Origin of the sequence: Pseudomonas sp. MWU12-2020 (assembly GCF_023100605.1) — a bacterium.
GTDB classification, from domain to species: Bacteria; Pseudomonadota; Gammaproteobacteria; order Pseudomonadales; family Pseudomonadaceae; genus Aquipseudomonas; species Aquipseudomonas fluorescens_H.
Genome location: NZ_JALMEX010000001.1, coordinates 446,610 through 460,022 on the forward strand (window position 1 = coordinate 446,610; position 13,413 = coordinate 460,022).

Sequence of the window (13,413 nt, forward strand, 5' to 3'; positions counted from 1 at the left end):
CAGATAACCCCTACCAACAAAACCTACAAAAATAAAACCGAGCCACACGCTCGACCTGGGGTCCTACCTCCATGCGTCAACTGCCCTCGCTCAACACCCTGCGCGTGTTCGAAGAAGTCGCGCGGCATCGCAGTTTCAGTCAGGCCGCACTCGGCCTGAACGTCACCCAGGGCGCAGTCAGTCGCCAGATCAAACAACTCGAAGACTACCTCGGTGTCGCGCTGTTCGTGCGCACGCCGCAAGGCCTGTCGCTGACCGAGGCCGGCAGCAATCTAAAGCCGCATCTGGCCGAAGCCTTCGACCACATGGAACGCGCCCTGCAAGCCATTCGCGTGCCCAATCTGCGTCAGCGCCTGCGTGTCCTGGCGCCACCGACCTGGGCCACGCGCTGGCTGTCGCCGCACCTGCGCGCCTTCTGCCAGCGCTACCCGGACATCAGCCTCAGCGTGACCAATCAGGCCAGCCACGACAGCCTCGCCGAGATCGATTGCCACATCCGTTTCGGCCTCGCGGCGTCCCCCCAGTGCGCCAGCCAGTTACTGGTGATGGAACGGCACATCGCCGTCGCCAGCCCGGAGTTGTTCAACGGCGCTCAGCCGCCGGATCTGCGGCAATTTCCACTGCTGCACATCCTGCACGACGGCAAGCGTTTGCAGGTCTGGGAGAACTGGCTGGCGGCCATGGGCCGCGATGATGTCGATGCCGGACAAGGCCTGGAGTTCAGCACCCTGGATCAGGTGATCCACACCGCACTGGCCGGCGGTGGTCTGGCCGTGATCGACCGGCAGATGATCGAAAAGGAACTGGCCAACGGCAGCCTGCTGCCGATCACCCCGATTGAAGTGATCGGCCCTTATGGTTATTGGCTGGATGTGGCGAATGACAAGCAGGGTTTGTCGAAGGTGAAGCTGTTTACCGAGTGGCTGAGTCTGGTGAGCAATCCCTGACATGTAGGAGCTGCCGCAGGCTGCGATCTTTTGATCTTCAAAAGCAAAATCAAAGATCGCAGCCTGCGGCAGCTCCTACAGGGTTCGATGGCACGCCGTTAGATCGGGGCGACTTTACTCACCGCAATCGAACTCCCCTCCACCGGACTCTGCGCCTTGCACGCCTGACTCAACGTCAGCGACTTGGTCTCCGGCGCCCACGCCCACGACAGCCATGCGCCAATCGCCAGGATCGCCGCAAGAATGCCCATGGTCGGACTGAGGCCGATGCCCGCCACACTCACCGGCAACAGAAAGGTGCTGATCGCCGAGCCCAGACGACTGACCGCCGTCGCCAGACCAATGCCGCTGGCGCGCACTTCGGTGGGGAAGCTCTCGGCCGGGAACACCCCGACCAGATTGCTCACTGCCGACAGCACCAGGGTAAACACGCCGAACACCAGCACCATCAGCCACGCTGCACTGCCCGGCAACACCGCCAGCAGAAACAGCGCCACCGCGAGGATGATGAACGAGTTGATCAGGAAGCCGCGACGGCTGAACCTGATCGTGCACCAGATGCCGATCAACGCGCCGAGGATCAGCAGCATGTTCAACATCAGTTCGGTGCCGAAGCCTTCGGCCAGCCCCATCTTCTGCAGGATCGACGGCAAAAAGGTGTAGATCGCAAAGTACGGCATCACGATGCAGACGAAGAACAGGCAGTTGAACGCCGTGCGCTTGCGGTACTCGCGGCTGAACAGCACCGCATAGCCGGAACGGGTTTCCGTGGTGCGGGTTTCATCCAGTTCGACATTGTCACCCAGATGCTTTTTGACGATCGCCCGCGCCTCGGCGATGCGCCCCTGATTGACCAGCCAGCGCGGCGATTCCGGGGTGCCGATGCGGGCGATCAGAATCAGCGCCGCCGGGATTGCCGACGAAGCAAGCATCCAGCGCCAGGCATCGTCGCCAAGGCTGAGCATGGCCGTCCCCACGAATGTAGCGGCGACATAACCGAAGGTCCAGATCACGCTGAACGAACCGAGCAACACGCCGCGATGTTTCTTCGGCGAGAACTCCGCCAGCATCGCGTGACCGACGCTGAAATCGCCGCCCAGGCCAATGCCGATCAGCACCCGGCAAAGGAACAGGCTCATCGCGCTTTCGACGTAGAACTGCATCACCGAGGCAATGGTGATCAGCACGAAGCTGACCAGGAAAATCTTCTGCCGGCCGACCTTATCCGAGATCCAGCCGAAAAACAGACTGCCGAGAAACAGCCCGATCAACGCCGATGCGCCGATCAATCCCTGCCAGAACGCATCCAGGTGCATCTGCGGGCTGAGCAAGGTGAAGGCGATACCGATCAGGCCGAGGATGTAGCCGTCGGTGAAGTGTGCGCCGAAGGTCAGTCCGGCGATCTTGAGGTGAAACCGGCCGATGGGCAGGTCGTCGATTTTTACCGGTTGAGCGGACATGTTCGTCTCCAATTGTTGTTATTGACGGAGAAACGCAGAGCTCTTGCTTGGTTTATGTGGGAGCGGGCTTGCTCGCGAATGCGGTGTGTCAGTCACCATTTGCTCCAACTGATACAACGCTTTCGCGAGCAAGCCCGCTCCCACATGGAGATCTCGGTGGGGGTCAGAGACCACCCATCAACAGGTATTTGATCTCCAGATAGTCATCCAGACCGTACTTCGAACCCTCGCGACCCAGGCCCGATTCCTTGATGCCACCGAATGGCGCGACTTCCGTGGAAATGATCCCTTCGTTGATCCCGACCATGCCGGCTTCCAGCCCTTCGGCCATGCGCCAGACCCGGCCGATGTCGCGGCTGTAGAAGTACGCCGACAAACCGAACGGCGTGTCGTTGGCCCGCGCCAGCACTTCGGCTTCATCCTTGAAGCGGAAACACGCAGCCACCGGGCCGAAGGTTTCGTCCTGGGCGATCAGCATGTCGCCGTTGACTTCGGTGAGGATGGTCGGCTCATAAAAGGTGCCGCCAAGTGCGTGACGACGACCGCCACACAGTAGCGTGGCGCCCTTCTCAAGGGCATCGCTGACATGGCTTTCGACCTTGGCCAATGCGGCGGTGTTGATCAGCGGGCCTTGCTCGGTTTCACCGTCCAGCGCACTGCCGACGCGCATCGCCACAACCGCTTCGGCAAGCTTGCCGGTGAAGGCTTCGTAGACGCTGTCCTGAATGAAGAAGCGATTCACGCACACGCAGGTCTGCCCGGTGTTGCGGAATTTCGAGGCCATCGCGCCTTTGACTGCCGCGTCCAGATCGGCATCGTCGAAGACGATGAACGGCGCGTTGCCACCCAGTTCCAGCGAGACTTTTTTCAGGGTGTCGGCAGCCTGGCGCATCAGCAGTTTGCCGGTGCGGGTCGAGCCGGTGAACGACAGTTTGCGCACGATGCTCGACGCTTGCAGCGCACCGCCAATCGCCACGGCATCGCCGGAAACGATGTTGAACACGCCTGCCGGAATACCCGCCTGTTCCGCCAACACCGCCAGGGCGAACGCCGACAATGGCGTCTCCTCGGACGGTTTGAGAATCATCGTGCAACCGGCCGCCAACGCCGGGCCGACCTTGCGGGTGACCATCGCCAACGGGAAGTTCCACGGGGTGATCGCGGCGACCACGCCAATCGCTTCCTTGACCACGATGATCCGCGCATCGGCCTTGTGGCTGGGGATCACGTCGCCATAGGCACGCTTGGCTTCCTCGCCGAACCACTCGAGGAAACTCGCGGCATAGACCACTTCACCCATGGCCTCGGCCAGCGGTTTGCCCTGCTCGCGACTGAGCAGCGTCGCAAGTTCCTTCTGGTTGGCGAGCATCAGATCGCTCCAGCGTTTCAGGCGCTGGCTGCGTTCCTTGGCGGTGAGCTTGCGCCACGCCGGCAGCGCACGATTGGCCGCATCGATGGCCAGGTTGGTTACTTCGGCGCCATCCTTTTGCACCTCGGCAATCAGTTCGCCATTGGCCGGGTTGCGCACCGCATAGGTCGCGCCGCCCTGCCCCCACTGGCCGTCGATGAAGTGGCCGTGACGGATCAGATCGCTCATGCCACCGCTCCCTGCAAAGTGAAGCGCTCCAGCCCCGGACGCGCGGTGCGCAGGATGCGTTTGCCGGCGGTGTAATCGTTGATCACGTCGCACGGGGTGTAATTGCGCTCCAGTTCATGCAATTCATCAGCGTCGAGTCTGGTTTCCAGCGCTGCCAGGGCACTGTCGAACTGCGCCGTGGTGTCCGCGCCGACCAGCATGCAATCCACCCCCGGATGGTTGGCCACCCACGCCTGGGCGATCTGCGCGTTCGACACGCCACGGGCGCGGGCCACGCGTTGTACCGAATGCGCGATTTCGAACGAGGCTTCGTCGCTGTACATCTGCTGGGTGAAGAAGTCGGTCTGGTTGCGGGTCGACTGCACGTCGCCGGTCAGCAGGCCGCGCGCCAGCGGACTGAACACCGAGACGCCGATGCCCTGATCGCGACAGAACGGAATCATCTCGCGCTCTTCTTCGCGATAGGCACAGTTCAGTTGCAGCTGCATGTTGATCGGCTTGACCCAGCCATTGCGCTCGCAGGCCATGAGGATCTTCGCCAGTTGCCCGGTGAGCATGGTCGACACGCCGATGTAGCGGGCCTTGCCGGAGCGCACGATATCGTTCAATGCCGACATGGTTTCCTCGACCGGGGTGTTCACGTCGAAGTAATGCAGCATGAACACGTCGACGTAATCCATGTCCAGACGCTTCAGCGAGGCATCGATGCTGTCCATGATGTGTTTGCGCGAATGGCCGCTGGCATTGATCCCGCTGCGGGTGCCATAGCCGACCTTGGTGGTGATCACCAGGTCTTCGCGACGGGCCAGACGCTTGACGATGCGCCCCACCACTTCCTCGCCGACGCCGGCAGAATAGAAGTCCGCCAGGTCGATGAAATTCACGCCGTTGTCCAGCGCGTGAGCGACGATCGGCTCGCTCTGTTTTTCGTTGAAGATCCACGGTTTCCAGTCCGGGGTGCCCATGTTCATGGTGCCCAGGCACAGGCGGGAAACTTGCAGGCCGGAGTTGCCCAAACGGATGTATTGCATGGCGCGGACCTCAGGCTTTTGGCGTGTAGAAAGGGTTGCTGATGTGGTTGACCACATCGGCCAGTTGCGCGGTTTCCGGCTTGCCGGTGAGGGCGGCGCGGATTGCGGTGCGGCAGGCGTTGTAGTTGTTCAGGTACACCGTATCGAGGTCGTCGCAGGCCGGATTGACCCAGTTGGCGGTAACGATGGCCCACTCGTCTTCGGCTTCCGGCGGCAAGGTGCCGTCGAGCAGTGCTTCGAGCACGGCTTTGGCGATCCCGGCCTGCGATGCGCCCCAGGTGGCGTTGCCGTGCAGGTCACTGCTGATTGCGGCCTTGTTCACATACAGGGTCATCGGCTTGACCGGAATGTTCGGCTGGGCGATCACCATGAACGGGCAATGGCCCTGACTTGGCGACGCCAGGCTGTTGGCGAACGCCTGCCCGGCCGGGCCGTTGCGCGGTCCGATCAGGATATTGATGTGTGCGGCGTTCACGCCCGGGCCTTCGAAACCTTCACCGATGTACAGGTCGAGTTCTTTCATCAGTCATTACTCTTGTGCGATACGAGGGATGTTCGATAGCTCACACGGGCCGAATGGCCGGTGCGCTCAATAACGGGCGTGGGGAGGTGCGTCGGGGAAAATGGGACATGGCTGCAAACGCTCTCTGGTTGTTATTGATGAGCTGTGTTTGCGATTTTTTAACACCGGGGCTGGTGCGGGCTGTAACCATTAAAAATCATGGGGCCATGAGTTTTGCTCATAGCCTGGGGGCGCAGCATCGCGGCCTGCGTGAAAAGCAAAAAAAAGCAGAAACCGACGATACGGTTTCTGCTTTTTTTGCGGCTGGCTGCTAAAACTGAAGCGCTGCGTCAGAGGCAGTCACGCACCGATTTGCGCAATGACCCGGACTTGGCCCATGGCGGCCCCTGATACAACGAGACCCGGCTGCCGTCCTTGTATTTGATGATGTCGAGAATCTCGTCAGCGGTGACGAGGCTCGGCGCCTTGATCCGGTAGCCATTGGAAATGGAGGTCTGCGTGGTCTTCGGAATGTCCTGCTGCCACAACGGCAACAAGCACGCGGCATAGTCTTTAGGCGCCTTGGTGGTGGTCTTGCTGAGATTTGGCTCACCCGGTACCAGCGACGCTGGCAATGAGCACCCTGCCAGTAATGCCAACGCCAAAATCCCGATCCATATCCGCATGGTGTTTCCCTGATCTGAAAAAAAGCGAATGTAACGTGTAACCGGGTGTACATCCACAGCGGACCACGCCCATACGGGAAATTGGACAAATATTTACACACGTTCCGCCGGGTGACAGACGAGCTGTAAAACATCGCCCGCAAATGCGGCTACTCTGTTCTACCGAGAATGTTCCGGAGGTGATCATGCGGCTCAATGAATACGAACACGAACTTCAGCGCGACCTGCAAGCCGTTGCATCGGATCTGAGATGGTCGGCGGTCGACCTCAAACGCATTGCCGAACAGCTGCGCAAGAATGGCAATGAAGCGGATGCCCAGGCGGTCCTGAGGTCTTGCGAGGTGCTGCAGAGTGATGAAGAACGATTGCAGTCATATGCCAAGGAAGTGAAGACCCGCTCCATCAGCAGAACCAAAGTTCACTGATACCGACCTTGCCCTCAACAAGAGCCCCGGCAAGTACCGGGGCTCTTTCGTTACATTTGCATCAACTCGCGGTGTGACTTCGCGCCCGCGCCGAGCGTTGTCTGTAACCCGGCAACGCAGCGGCATAGGCCATTGCTTCTTCTCTGCTACCAAACGATGCAAGCCGCACGCCCTGGCTGCAAACCGCCACGGGCCGTTACTTCACAGCCAGCGATGTGCCAAATCGCTGGCACTTTCAACCACGCCAAACGCTCAAAAAACCCGAGGGAACCTATAAACCGGGGCCCGGCTCGAATATTGCAGTTTTGTTTCATTAATGTGACAAGCAGTGAACAGGTAACAGATGAAAGTACGCGCAACCGTCATTTGCGAGCAAGAACGACACGTTCTCCTGGTGCGCAAACCCCACTGCCGCTGGACATTGCCCGGCGGCAAGGTCGAGCCTGGGGAAACCAAGGCCGCAGCGGCGATGCGCGAGTTGCAGGAAGAAACGGCGCTGAAGGCCGAGCAAATGTTGTATCTGATGGAACTGCGCAGTGGCAGCACGCAGCATCATGTCTACGAGGCCTCAGTGCCCGACCTTGAGCAGTTGCGCCCGCAAAACGAGATCACCGAGTGCATCTGGCATCCGCTGGACGCGGTGCAGAATCTGCCCACCAGCGACGCGACGTTGCGCATCGTGCAGGCGTTTCAGCGGCGCTTGTGAGGTTTCAACCGGCGAATGCCCGGCGCCCGGCGCTCATTTCCGTGCGCAATTCACCAATGAAGTTGGAAATATCGCGGATCGTCACCAGATGTTCCGGCGACACGCCATTGAGCAACAACTCGACTCGACCGGAGTCAGGCTCGTAGACCTTGATCCGCAGCAGTCCCTGCTCCACTTGTGTGCATTCGCATTCAAGCGACGGAAAGCCGGATTCGACAATCCGGCAGATGTCGGCAATGGCTAGCATGAGCGCACGCCTCGCAGGCGATGAGTCGGTCGACCGATTCAGCATAGATGAGCGATCAATAATCTGCCGCCCCGGCAAGTGCCAACCCGATCACATTTTCAGCGCGGTCTCAGTGCGCGTCATGATCCCAGATCCAGTTCCACATCCCCGGCAATTGCACCGCATCCGAACTTTGCTGAACCGTGCGCGCCAACGCCGCTTTCTGCAGCGCCGCGCGATCATCGTAGAACGGTTTGTCCGCCAGTCTCACGCCCGTGGCGGCGGCACTGTCGAGCAGGATCTGCAGGTATTCGCGGGTATGCCGCGCGGTGTAGCGGTTGAGGTCATGAAAGGTCACCACCACCGGAATCACCCCGTCCACGGTAGGGAATTCGCCGAGGGCAATGCGCTCGCGGACTTCCGATAGCTGGCGCAGCATGTTCGCCCGACGTCGGGGGCTGGCATTGAAGCCCCAGATCTTGCCGTCGTTGGCGCTCAAATCGGTCAGCAATACATGCAGGCCGTGCTGTTGATAGGCGGCGAAGGTGCGCTTGTCGTAATTCCAGAATGGCGGGCGCAGCAGGATCGGCGCAGCTCCAGTAATCGCGGCGATATCCGCCGTGCCGTTGCTCAACGACTGCTCCAGCTCTTGCGGATCGAGCGAGCGATGATTGGTGTGCCAATGGGTGGCGGTGTGGAATCCGAGGATGTGCCCTTCGGCGTGCTCGCGCCGCATGATCCCGCGACCAATCTCACTGTTGCCGGCGCGGGGGGCGCGGGTCTGGACGAAGAACACCGCTTTGATGTCCGGTTGCACCGGGTTGACCTTCAGGCTATCGAGGACTGTCGCCGAAGGGTTCCAGAAACTCGAAGCGCTAGGGCCGTCATCGAAGGTCAGCAGAAAGCGCACCGGTGCCTGGGCCTTGAGCCGGGTTTCGGTTTGTGCGGTCATCTCGATGGGCGCGGCAATGCAGCCGGCCAACCCAAACGCGATGGCCGCTGCACAGATAAGTTTGAACGCGTATTTCATGTTTTGCCTTGCGCCTGACCCTTGCGGCCCTGTTGTCGACTGGCAAAACCCCCTCGCCCTGATCCATCCCTGCACCCGGCCTCGCGAGCCAAGTCTGGATAGGGTACACAGGCTTTGGTGACGGCGCTCGCTCAGTCGGCCAATGCCCGCTGAAACGAGGTATCGATGACCCCGGTGGTAGCCAGCGGCGCCGGCAGTGCCTTGACCTTGAACAGGAAGTCCGCGGTGCCCTGCAGGTCTGCTGCCGCCTGTTGATCCACCGGCCCGACGGTCATGTGCGCCTGGCGCAACCAGTGTCGCGAGACTTCCTGATCGAGGTTGGCCTTCTTCGCCCACAAGTCTGCGTATTCGTCGGTATGGCTGTCGACCCAGGCTCGAGCGCGCTTCAAACGTCCGAGAAAATCGGCGATCGCTGCGCGTTTGCTGTCGATCGAAGGCGCCGACGCGGCAATCGCGCTGAGGCCTGGCATCAGGTTTTTCGCGGTGAGAATCGGCCGCGCCCCGGAGAACACGATTTGCTGGGAGATGTACGGTTCCCACACCGGGAAGGCATCAATGCTGCCCTGCGGCAACGCAGCCGCCGCATCGATCGGCATCAGCTTGACGAAATCGACGTAATTTTCCGGCAGACCGCCCTGCTCCAGGGCACGCAAGGTCAACTGCTGACTCCAGGCGCCGGGCCAGTAGGCGACTTTCTTGCCCTTCAGATCAGCAATGGTTTTCACCGGCGAATCTTTCGGCACCAGTAACGCGATGGTGTCCGGGTTTTGTCGCGACACTCCGATCAGTTTTACCGGCGCCTGTTTGGCGGCGAGAAACAGGAAACCCGAATCGCCCAGAAAACCCAGATCCAGCGAGCCGGTCTGCAACGCCTCGGCCAATGGCGCAGCGGCCTGGAAGTGCTTCCAGTCAACGGTATAAGGCGCGTCCTTCAACACGCCCGAGGCTTCCACCGAGGCGCGGATGTTGTAGTAGTTCTGATCACCGACATGCAGTACCACCGGCTCGGCGGCGTAGGCAAGCGGTACGGCGAACAGGGCAATCATCAGTGTACTGCGGAGCAAACGGGAGAGCTTCATGGGAGGTCCTGCGACGGGATTTTTCATAGACCATAACGCTCTTGATAAACCAATTTTAAATTCGATTAATGCATAAGCTCATTGCTGCGAATGCTCACTGTCCGCTGCGCAACAGTGCGATACCACAGTGTTGCCCAAGCAACAGTTGAAAGGCGCCAAAACGGGTGAAAACCCCGTAAACATTAGCCAAAACGCACATGGCACAGAGCCTGCAATATTCCATTCATGCAGGACGCAGCCGATAAAAATATATTTTTGGACATAAAAAACAGTGCCTTCGCCGGAGCGCCCCCCATGACATCGTTCTTACCGTTTGCCCGCCTCAAAACGCTGCTGGTCGCCAGCGCCATGGCATTGAGCCTGCAACCTCTGGCCCACGCCACCGAAGCCCCTCCCGCCGAGGTGCATCTGGATTACGCCTACTACTCCCCCGTGAGTCTGGTGCTCAAGCATTTCGGCTTTCTCGAAAAGGCTCTGCCACAGACCAAAGTCAGTTGGGTGCTGAGCCAGGGCAGTAACCGTTCGCTGGAATATCTGAACAGTGGTGGCGTCGATTTCGCCTCCAGCGCCAGCCTTGCCGCTGTGCTGAGCCGGGCCAACGGTAGCCCGATCAAATCGGTCTACGTCTACAGCCGCGCCGAATGGACCGCATTGGTGGTGCGCAAGGATTCGCCGTACCAGAGCGTCGCCGATCTCAAGGGCAAGAAAATCGCCGCCACCAAAGGCACCGATCCGTACCTGTTCACTTTGCGCAGCCTGCAACAGGCCGGGCTGAAGAAAGACGACGTCGAACTGGTGCACCTGCAACATCCGGACGGCCGCACCGCGCTAGAAAAAGGCGATGTCGACGCCTGGGCCGGGCTCGACCCGCACATGGCCGCCAGTCAAGTGCAGGCCGGTTCGCGTCTGCTGTATCGCAATCCGGCGTTCAACAGCTACGGCGTGGTCAGCGTCACCGAGCAGTACGCCAAGGAGCATCCGCAAACCATCGACACGGTGATCAAAGCCTACGAGCAGGCGCGCGAATGGGCGCTGAAAAATCCCGAAGAGTTCGCCGCCCTGCTCGCCAAAGAGTCCGGTTTGCCGCTGGACGTGGCCAAACTGCAACTGTCGCGCACTGACCTGAGCAGCCCGCAACTGACCGCCAACGACGTGCAGGCCTCGAAGGCGGCCGCACCGATTCTGGTCTCTGAGGAACTGGTGCGGCGCGGGGTGAATGTCGATCAAGTCATCGATCAGTTGCTCGACAGCGGTGTGCAACAAGCCGTCGCCCGCCAGTAATCGACCAGACTCACAGCCCATCCGCGCCAGTTGCGGATGGGCTGTGAGTGGAGCCAACGTATGACCACTCGCAGTAACGAACTGCCCGCGCCTCGCAGCTTGTCGAGGCCCCGCCCTCCTTTCCACCCGACATGGCGCCGGCGCCTGAAGGGTCTGGCCCTGCCGCTGCTGATCGTGTTCGCCCTGGAATTCATCGTGCGCATCGGCTGGCTACCGTCCTATCAGATGCCCGCCCCGAGCGAGATTGCCCTGACCCTCACCGACCTCGCCGAAGGCGCACTGTGGAAACACATCGGCGCCAGCCTGATACGCGTGTTGCTGGGATTTGCGATTGGCGCCAGTCTCGCGCTGGTATTTGCCGCCTGGGTCGGCCTGAGCCGTGAGGCCGAGGCGTATCTGGAACCGACGTTCGCCGCCCTGCGTTCGATTCCGAGCCTGGCCTGGGTGCCGCTGTTGCTGCTGTGGCTGGGCATCGACGAAACCTCGAAAATCGTGCTGATCGCCATCGGCGCGTTTTTTCCGGTGTACGTCAACGTGGTCGCGGCGATTCGCAACATCGATCGCAAACTGGTCGAGGTCGGGCATATCTATGGTTTCAGCCGCTGGCAACTGGTGCGGCGGATTCTGCTGCCCGCCGCCCTGCCCGGCCTGTTCACCGGGCTGCGCAGCGGCATGAGTCTGGCGTGGATGTTTCTGGTGGCCGCCGAGCTGATCGCCGCGACCAAGGGCCTGGGTTATCTGCTCAGCGACGGCCGCGAAACCTCGCGACCGGACATCGTGCTGGCGGCGATCATCGTGCTCGCCCTGCTCGGCAAACTCAGCGACGGCCTGCTCGCCATGCTTGAACGCCGCTGGCTCGCCTGGCGCGATACGTTCACCGGTCAGGAGGCGCAGGATTGATTGGCCGCAGCCAACTAAGCTGAAAGCGTCCAACCGGAGATTCAGCGCATGTGCGGAAGACTCTCGCAGTACCGTGGCATTCACGACTTTGTCGCGGTGCTGAGCATTCCCGATGCGCTGATCAATCATGTCGGCGATGCGCCGCTGGCGCGATACAACGCCGCGCCGACCACCGCCCTCGCCGTCCTCCATCAACATGATCGACGCCTGTATGCCGACAACCTGCGCTGGGGCTGGCGCCCGCATTGGGCGAAGGATCGCGCCGCGCCGATCAATGCGCGGGTGGAGAAAGTTGCCCACGGCCCGTTCTTCCGCGCGATCTGGCGCCATCGACTGATTGTGCCGATCGACAACTGGTTCGAATGGGTCGATACCGAAGAAAAACTCCGCCAGCCGTGGCTGATTCGACGAGCGGATAATGGGCCGATTTTCTGCGCTGCCATCGGTCAACTGCCGACACCCGATGCACCAGCGCGGGAGGACGATGGTTTTGTGATCATCACCGCCGACAGTGCCGGTGGCCTGCTCGATATTCACGATCGGCGTCCGATCGTACTCTGCGCCGAGCTCGCCCGAGAATGGCTGGACCCGGCCACGCCCGTCGAGCGCGCCGAACAGATGTTGCTGTTCGAAGGTGAAAACAGCGAAACGTTTCTGTGGCACAAAGTCAGCAAAGCGGTGGGCAACCCACGCAATCAGGGTGCCGAACTGATTGAAGCGCGGCCCTAAATAATGGTCGCCATGGCACGTGTATTCAATGTTGCAACGGTCGAAACCTTCGGCGGTGCCTACACATGACCTGCGTCACCATGCAAGTGAAACTGTTTCTTTACACTTAATGTTTCAATATCGATACATCAATTGAAGCAGTCGTTTGATTAAAACCAACCGCTTGTCTGACTCTTCAATCAGCTTAGATACATTTTGTAGCACTACGGATAGCATGCGCGCCGCATTTCCGTTTGGCATACCAGTTGACCAAAGAGTCAACAAAAAACCAGGAATCCCCTACAACTTTTACAAGCCTTGCAGAGAACTAAGTTGCGCGACGATTTTGCAATCAAACAGGCCAACGGCCTGGAGTGTATCTATCTGTCCATGACAGAACGCTTTCAACTCGACTGTTTTATCGGCCACTACATCAAGACCCGAAACCTGCGCTCAGTTCCCGACATTGAACGTATCTTGCGCACCACCCTCAAAAATTATCCCGGCCATCCGCCGGTGATGGTCAACGAGCTCAATGCCTGGATCGACAAAACCCTGGGATATCGGGCTGCACACCCCGATTTCACGCAGTTGGAAGATCTTTGAACCCAAGAAAAACCCCGCACTGGCGGGGCTTTTTCGTATCTGATCGATCAAGGCTTCAGATCAGGCCATGACAGCTCTTTGCCATCATCGTGCTTCCACGTTTGTTCTTTGCGTTTTTCACGCTCGATCTCTTCTTCGCTCGGCTCATCGACATCTTCGTCTTCATCCGGACGTTCTTGCTCGGTCGTCATGCGCACCCCCGCTTGTATAAAAAGACTGTATATCCTAA

At 60.0% G+C, this 13,413-nt stretch carries 17 protein-coding genes and 1 pseudogene; 8 read left to right on the top strand and 10 right to left on the bottom strand.

The features are described 5' to 3' along the window. Nucleotides 1-71: 71 nt before the first annotated feature. The gene (locus M0814_RS02060; protein ID WP_045122513.1) at nt 72-947 is read left to right on the top strand and encodes a LysR substrate-binding domain-containing protein; all 876 of its coding nucleotides are present in this window, start codon (nt 72-74) and stop codon (nt 945-947) included. A gap of 98 nt (nt 948-1,045) precedes the next feature. Here M0814_RS02060 and M0814_RS02065 read toward each other — a convergent pair whose 3' ends face one another. From M0814_RS02065 to fae, 4 genes are all read right to left on the bottom strand, one after another. After that, nucleotides 1,046-2,407 (bottom strand): MFS transporter, encoded by a 1,362-nt coding sequence (locus tag M0814_RS02065; RefSeq protein WP_103484179.1) that lies wholly within the window; start codon nt 2,405-2,407, stop codon nt 1,046-1,048. 163 nt (nt 2,408-2,570) lie between these two features. After that, the gene (locus M0814_RS02070) at nt 2,571-4,004 is read right to left on the bottom strand and encodes an NAD-dependent succinate-semialdehyde dehydrogenase (protein ID WP_103484180.1); all 1,434 of its coding nucleotides are present in this window, start codon (nt 4,002-4,004) and stop codon (nt 2,571-2,573) included. Then, nucleotides 4,001-5,035: an aldo/keto reductase gene (locus M0814_RS02075; RefSeq protein WP_003225908.1), complete on the bottom strand. Its 1,035-nt coding sequence runs from the start codon at nt 5,033-5,035 to the stop codon at nt 4,001-4,003. Before M0814_RS02075 ends, M0814_RS02070 begins: the two co-directional genes overlap by 4 nt. Before the next feature lie 10 nt (nt 5,036-5,045). Then, nucleotides 5,046-5,558 (bottom strand): formaldehyde-activating enzyme, encoded by a 513-nt coding sequence (gene fae / locus M0814_RS02080; protein WP_003225910.1) that lies wholly within the window; start codon nt 5,556-5,558, stop codon nt 5,046-5,048. Nucleotides 5,559-5,665: 107 nt separating this feature from the next. On the opposite strand from fae, the gene M0814_RS02085 reads away from it, so the two are divergent. Continuing rightward, nucleotides 5,666-5,872: a hypothetical protein gene (locus M0814_RS02085; protein ID WP_146774693.1), complete on the top strand. Its 207-nt coding sequence runs from the start codon at nt 5,666-5,668 to the stop codon at nt 5,870-5,872. 15 nt (nt 5,873-5,887) lie between these two features. On the opposite strand, the gene M0814_RS02090 is transcribed toward M0814_RS02085, so the two are convergent. After that, on the bottom strand, nt 5,888-6,223 hold the full coding sequence (locus tag M0814_RS02090; protein WP_103484181.1) for a hypothetical protein: 336 nt from the start codon (nt 6,221-6,223) through the stop codon (nt 5,888-5,890). Between the two features lie 185 nt (nt 6,224-6,408). Between M0814_RS02090 and M0814_RS02095 the strand changes: the two genes are divergently transcribed. Then, nucleotides 6,409-6,648, top strand: a complete 240-nt coding sequence (locus tag M0814_RS02095) for a hypothetical protein (RefSeq protein ID WP_003225914.1) — start codon at nt 6,409-6,411, stop codon at nt 6,646-6,648. Nucleotides 6,649-6,709: 61 nt separating this feature from the next. Here the strand turns inward: M0814_RS02095 and M0814_RS02100 are convergent. After that, nucleotides 6,710-6,832: pseudogene (locus M0814_RS02100) on the bottom strand (DUF2188 domain-containing protein); the annotation flags it as partial. A 159-nt stretch (nt 6,833-6,991) separates the two neighbouring features. On the opposite strand from M0814_RS02100, the gene M0814_RS02105 reads away from it, so the two are divergent. Beyond that, entirely contained in the window at nt 6,992-7,354 is a 363-nt protein-coding gene (locus tag M0814_RS02105) for an NUDIX hydrolase (protein ID WP_103484182.1), read from the top strand. A gap of 4 nt (nt 7,355-7,358) precedes the next feature. Here the strand turns inward: M0814_RS02105 and M0814_RS02110 are convergent, their stop codons facing one another. The 3 genes from M0814_RS02110 to M0814_RS02120 all read right to left on the bottom strand — a co-directional run bounded on the left by M0814_RS02110 (nt 7,359) and on the right by M0814_RS02120 (nt 9,689). After that, nucleotides 7,359-7,601 carry a DUF1652 domain-containing protein gene (locus M0814_RS02110; protein WP_003225919.1) on the bottom strand — a complete coding sequence of 81 codons (243 nt, stop codon included), beginning with the start codon at nt 7,599-7,601 and terminating at the stop codon, nt 7,359-7,361. A 109-nt stretch (nt 7,602-7,710) separates the two neighbouring features. Continuing rightward, complete coding sequence (locus M0814_RS02115) at nt 7,711-8,610, bottom strand: polysaccharide deacetylase family protein (protein ID WP_103484183.1); 900 nt, start codon at nt 8,608-8,610, stop codon at nt 7,711-7,713. Between the two features lie 131 nt (nt 8,611-8,741). Beyond that, nucleotides 8,742-9,689, bottom strand: a complete 948-nt coding sequence (locus M0814_RS02120; protein ID WP_103484184.1) for an ABC transporter substrate-binding protein — start codon at nt 9,687-9,689, stop codon at nt 8,742-8,744. Between the two features lie 294 nt (nt 9,690-9,983). Between M0814_RS02120 and M0814_RS02125 the strand changes: the two genes are divergently transcribed. The 4 genes from M0814_RS02125 to M0814_RS02140 all read left to right on the top strand — a co-directional run bounded on the left by M0814_RS02125 (nt 9,984) and on the right by M0814_RS02140 (nt 13,184). Then, the gene (locus tag M0814_RS02125) at nt 9,984-10,970 is read left to right on the top strand and encodes an aliphatic sulfonate ABC transporter substrate-binding protein (protein ID WP_103484185.1); all 987 of its coding nucleotides are present in this window, start codon (nt 9,984-9,986) and stop codon (nt 10,968-10,970) included. A 60-nt stretch (nt 10,971-11,030) separates the two neighbouring features. Beyond that, nucleotides 11,031-11,870 (top strand): ABC transporter permease, encoded by an 840-nt coding sequence (locus M0814_RS02130; protein ID WP_103484186.1) that lies wholly within the window; start codon nt 11,031-11,033, stop codon nt 11,868-11,870. Between the two features lie 48 nt (nt 11,871-11,918). Next, entirely contained in the window at nt 11,919-12,599 is a 681-nt protein-coding gene (locus M0814_RS02135) for an SOS response-associated peptidase family protein (protein WP_103484187.1), read from the top strand. Nucleotides 12,600-12,911: 312 nt separating this feature from the next. Next, nucleotides 12,912-13,184, top strand: a complete 273-nt coding sequence (locus M0814_RS02140) for a hypothetical protein (RefSeq protein WP_103484188.1) — start codon at nt 12,912-12,914, stop codon at nt 13,182-13,184. Nucleotides 13,185-13,231: 47 nt separating this feature from the next. Here the strand turns inward: M0814_RS02140 and M0814_RS02145 are convergent, their stop codons facing one another. Then, complete coding sequence (locus M0814_RS02145) at nt 13,232-13,375, bottom strand: hypothetical protein (RefSeq protein ID WP_177434724.1); 144 nt, start codon at nt 13,373-13,375, stop codon at nt 13,232-13,234. Between the last annotated feature and the right edge of the window lie 38 nt (nt 13,376-13,413).

Excerpts from the sequence above, each read along its gene's own strand:
- M0814_RS02145 (WP_177434724.1), bottom strand. The coding sequence starts at position 13,375 with ATGACGACCGAGCAAGAACGTCCGGATGAAGACGAAGATGTCGATGAG.
- M0814_RS02085 (WP_146774693.1), top strand. The coding sequence starts at position 5,666 with ATGGCTGCAAACGCTCTCTGGTTGTTATTGATGAGCTGTGTTTGCGAT.
- M0814_RS02090 (WP_103484181.1), bottom strand. The coding sequence starts at position 6,223 with ATGCGGATATGGATCGGGATTTTGGCGTTGGCATTACTGGCAGGGTGC.
- fae (WP_003225910.1), bottom strand. The coding sequence starts at position 5,558 with ATGAAAGAACTCGACCTGTACATCGGTGAAGGTTTCGAAGGCCCGGGC.
- M0814_RS02070 (WP_103484180.1), bottom strand. The coding sequence starts at position 4,004 with ATGAGCGATCTGATCCGTCACGGCCACTTCATCGACGGCCAGTGGGGG.
- M0814_RS02110 (WP_003225919.1), bottom strand. The coding sequence starts at position 7,601 with ATGCTAGCCATTGCCGACATCTGCCGGATTGTCGAATCCGGCTTTCCG.
- M0814_RS02130 (WP_103484186.1), top strand. The coding sequence starts at position 11,031 with ATGACCACTCGCAGTAACGAACTGCCCGCGCCTCGCAGCTTGTCGAGG.
- M0814_RS02060 (WP_045122513.1), top strand. The coding sequence starts at position 72 with ATGCGTCAACTGCCCTCGCTCAACACCCTGCGCGTGTTCGAAGAAGTC.
- M0814_RS02120 (WP_103484184.1), bottom strand. The coding sequence starts at position 9,689 with ATGAAGCTCTCCCGTTTGCTCCGCAGTACACTGATGATTGCCCTGTTC.
- M0814_RS02065 (WP_103484179.1), bottom strand. The coding sequence starts at position 2,407 with ATGTCCGCTCAACCGGTAAAAATCGACGACCTGCCCATCGGCCGGTTT.
- M0814_RS02115 (WP_103484183.1), bottom strand. The coding sequence starts at position 8,610 with ATGAAATACGCGTTCAAACTTATCTGTGCAGCGGCCATCGCGTTTGGG.
- M0814_RS02075 (WP_003225908.1), bottom strand. The coding sequence starts at position 5,035 with ATGCAATACATCCGTTTGGGCAACTCCGGCCTGCAAGTTTCCCGCCTG.
- M0814_RS02095 (WP_003225914.1), top strand. The coding sequence starts at position 6,409 with ATGCGGCTCAATGAATACGAACACGAACTTCAGCGCGACCTGCAAGCC.
- M0814_RS02135 (WP_103484187.1), top strand. The coding sequence starts at position 11,919 with ATGTGCGGAAGACTCTCGCAGTACCGTGGCATTCACGACTTTGTCGCG.
- M0814_RS02125 (WP_103484185.1), top strand. The coding sequence starts at position 9,984 with ATGACATCGTTCTTACCGTTTGCCCGCCTCAAAACGCTGCTGGTCGCC.
- M0814_RS02105 (WP_103484182.1), top strand. The coding sequence starts at position 6,992 with ATGAAAGTACGCGCAACCGTCATTTGCGAGCAAGAACGACACGTTCTC.